This is a genomic window from Nostoc sp., from assembly GCF_035638895.1.
In the GTDB taxonomy this organism is placed as follows: Bacteria; Cyanobacteriota; Cyanobacteriia; order Cyanobacteriales; family Nostocaceae; genus Nostoc.
The window spans coordinates 1-3,484 of record NZ_DASQZC010000245.1 but is presented as its reverse complement, the minus strand read 5'-3'; the positions used below and the strand labels follow the sequence as shown (position 1 = coordinate 3,484).

Here is a 3,484-nt window from a genome sequence, read left to right as displayed (position 1 = left end):
GATTTACGCGATAACTATGGGCAAGTGGCAATCCCAAAAGGTACTTTATTGGCAGTCGAGTTAGCCTCAGTTGATGGCGGCAGTTACGCTGTCGCTTCTGTTCGGGGCATCATCAAAGATAATACAGAATATCCGATTTCTGCGGGTGCGATTTCCGTGACAGGAGTTGGTGGTAGACCTCTAATAGCTCGGAGATTTCAAGACAGGGGTGGCGAGATTGCACGTAGTGACTTGTTTGGCGGTGCTGTGTCTGCATTGGGGAAGGTTGGGGAGATTATGAACCAACCAGATAGTGAAGAAGAAATTCTTGATGAATCCACAGGCAGGATTCGCACACGTAGTAGTGGCAATCAGCGCAATCTTACTGGTGCGTTAATGTCAGGTTTTTTTGGTCAAGTTAGTCAAAATCTTAGTCAACGCAATCAACGTGCTACTAAAGAAATTACTTCTCGCCCTAATAGTTGGTTTATTCCACAGGGAACCAAAGTCACCTTTAATGTAAATCGTTCTTTAGAGTTGCCATGAAAAACTTTTTGATTGGTATACCGTTAGTGATCTCCGTTGTTTGTGTACCAATATCCACAATTGCCGCCCCAGTTGTCCGCACCATCTTTCAATCAATGGCTAGTGGGGAGCAGGCCAAACTACAAACTATCAACGTCTGGAATGGTCACGGTGTAGCAATTTCATTTTACGAGCTTGGCGAAACTATCAAAAAAGTCTGGTTAGATGATCCGTCGCAAATTCTGCTTGACACAGATGGTTGCTTAGAAGGACTGGATCAGAATTGCCCTAATCCTGGCGCTGGGCTGATTCATCTGCGACGGATCAAGAGAGTAAACATTCCCGGAATACCGCAAACATCTACCACTTTGTTAACAGTAATTACGCAGTCATCCTCTGGTGAGCGTAAAGCTTACAGCTTTCGGTTAGCGACAAGTAATGGCACTCCTAAATATAGTCAGGTGACAATTCAGAAGGATGTGGCACGAGAACAAATAACCCCAAAACCTCAATTGCAATCATTAGTTAAAGCACAGCAAACAATTAACCAAATTCGAGGCGGTATTGTTGTTGCTATTAAAAGTGGATGGATGAATCAGAAAGATGAACTACACCAGCGCTTGCAAAAGTTAATCGGTTATTTACAAGCAGGTGATGACATTTCTACTGCTGCTAATAAGGCTTCTGTGTCTCAAGACTTAGCTAATAAATTAATTGCTTTGAATAATAATTCTGTTTGATAATTTAGCCCAAGGTAATGGCTTATGAAATCATCTTTTCGCCTCAATAACAACGCCTTACGTTACTTAATTTTTTTTGGTTTAGTAGGTAGTTTATTGATTCATAGTTTCATAAAATATGGAATATTGAACTCTTTTGTAGGCTTTTTGCTGCCCAGGGCTTCGGCACAAGTACCCATTGTAAATTCACCCAATGGGTTTACTCCTGATTGGTCGCGCTTGCGTTTTAGCGACATGATTATTTCTCTTAGTGGCAGTGTTACCTACCCAGGCACAAGAGGTACAGAAACTAGAACCTGGACGGCAGGACAAAGCATTAGTGAGTTTATGGAACTGGGAGATTTTGAAACACCTCAATTAGCAATAGAAAATTTAAATCTCTCAACCATAGCTTCAGTACAAGGAATCAATTTAAGTGGGTTAACATTAGATGATTTTCAATTAACTCAATGGCAAACTTTACCATCCTTAACCGAAGCGATCCCTGGTTTAGGTAATAGAAATGTCAGAAGTGTTGAACCTGTCAGAGATTTCTTGAGAAGATTTGGAATTACTGGAGGCACAATAGGTAACGCCAGCCGAAATTCTCGTTTACGTAACGTTCAATTAGGAAGAGTAATAAATTTAAAAGATTACTCACTAACATCTATTTCCGACATTGAAAACACATCTATTAATAGATTTGAGAATTGGCAAGACTCCAAAATTGATGGTGTACCTGGACTATCAACACTTACCTGGGATAATTTGCCAGGGCTGGAAACACTCGACCTTTCATTCATGGGTAAAGTTGACATTGTACTGCGAGACATAGAAGCAAACCGAACTCGCTCAATTTCCGGTAGTTATCAACAAGGGTTTAATGTCGCTTGCCTACAAAATAATTGCGCTCATGCAGAGATGGCAGGTATCGGCAGGACTACAGGTACTCAATGGATTTCTGGCAAAGTACAGAAGGTAACAGGTGGCTTTGGCATCTTGAAAGCCCTTAACGATGGTCAAGAACCAACTGGTAGAAATCCTTTTGGTTCGGCATTTAAACAAGTGATTTGGGATATTGATGAAGCAAGCGGTTCTATGCAAACTGCCATGTTCTTCCGTATTTGCAAAACCATTCCCTTTGTTGGTCGCACCTGTTCGCCATACTTTATCGGGCCTGTTCCGTTTATCGAATACAAAGAAAAAGACCCCATTATTTTCGGCCAACCCTCAACACTTCCAGATTAACCATCAAGTCGCAAGTGACAAGTCGCAAGTCGCAAGTGAAGAACTCTCAAACGGTTCAGTTTAAGTCCCCGGTTTCTATCAAGCCGCAAGTTTTGTGGCTCTTTCTAAATCCCCGTTACAAAACTTACTTGCGACTTGCGACTTGCGACTTGCGACTTTGTTAATGCTTTAGTATTTTTACTTCAAGAATTTTCGGCTAGAGCAAAACTTGTAGACCTTCGATTTCCAATACCTTTATGAGCAAGTTTTTAGCGACAACTAACACAATTACTAGTCAAAGATTTCGATTTGAGCAATTACAAAATCATAATGACGCAATTGGCAAGTACACTTACTCTCTTTTCACTCCCAATGGACTAACAGTTTTGTCCTTACTTGGTGCTTATATTTTGATGAGGGTATTTTTGGGCGATGGTAACAAAAAGAAAATCGCTACTTCTTATTGGGGTGGTGGTAAAGAAACTGCTACTGCTCAGAAAAAGGCCATCTTGCAAATTGCCAATCCCCAATGTGATAGTGCGGCGCTTTACATTGGTAAGCATCAGGAAAAAGGTGGTGGCACTACTTTCTATATCCCTGATGTGCAAAGAGGTACGGCAGTCATCGGCGCTCCCGGTAGTGGTAAAACATTCAGCGCCATTAACCCGATGATTTACTCGGCAATTGATCAGGGTTTTCCATGTATAGTTTATGACTTTAAATACCCTTCTCAAGCGAAAGTTGCTGCATACGCCAAATACAAGGGCTATGATGTTCACATCTTTGCACCGGGATTTCCTGAATCTGAAGTCTGCAATCCTTTAGATTTTCTCCGGGATAGTAGTGATGCCGAATCGTCCCGACAAATTTCCACTGTCATCAATAAGAATTTTCGACTTCTGGGCAATTCAACTGAAGATGGTTTCTTCGGCCCTTCAGGGGATCAGCTGACTCAAGCAATATTGATGTTAGCTAAAGAGTTCGGTCAATTCGCAGATGTTATGACTTGCGCCGCGATACTTTCTAGCGAACAA

Annotated in this window: 4 protein-coding genes; all 4 read left to right on the top strand. The window is 41.6% G+C overall.

Annotated features, from left to right (window positions below; genetic code table 11):
* Positions 1-525 (top strand): TrbI/VirB10 family protein (locus VE944_RS11760; protein ID WP_324976966.1); only part of this gene is annotated, 525 nt, incomplete at its 5' end.
* Positions 522-1,244: a hypothetical protein gene (locus tag VE944_RS11755; RefSeq protein WP_324976963.1), complete on the top strand. Its 723-nt coding sequence runs from the start codon at positions 522-524 to the stop codon at positions 1,242-1,244. The genes VE944_RS11760 and VE944_RS11755, both read left to right, overlap by 4 nt.
* A 24-nt stretch (positions 1,245-1,268) precedes the next feature.
* Positions 1,269-2,471: a hypothetical protein gene (locus tag VE944_RS11750; protein ID WP_324976960.1), complete on the top strand. Its 1,203-nt coding sequence runs from the start codon at positions 1,269-1,271 to the stop codon at positions 2,469-2,471.
* Positions 2,472-2,707: 236 nt separating this feature from the next.
* Positions 2,708-3,484: type IV secretory system conjugative DNA transfer family protein (locus VE944_RS11745; RefSeq protein WP_324976956.1), on the top strand; the 777-nt coding region annotated here is incomplete at its 3' end.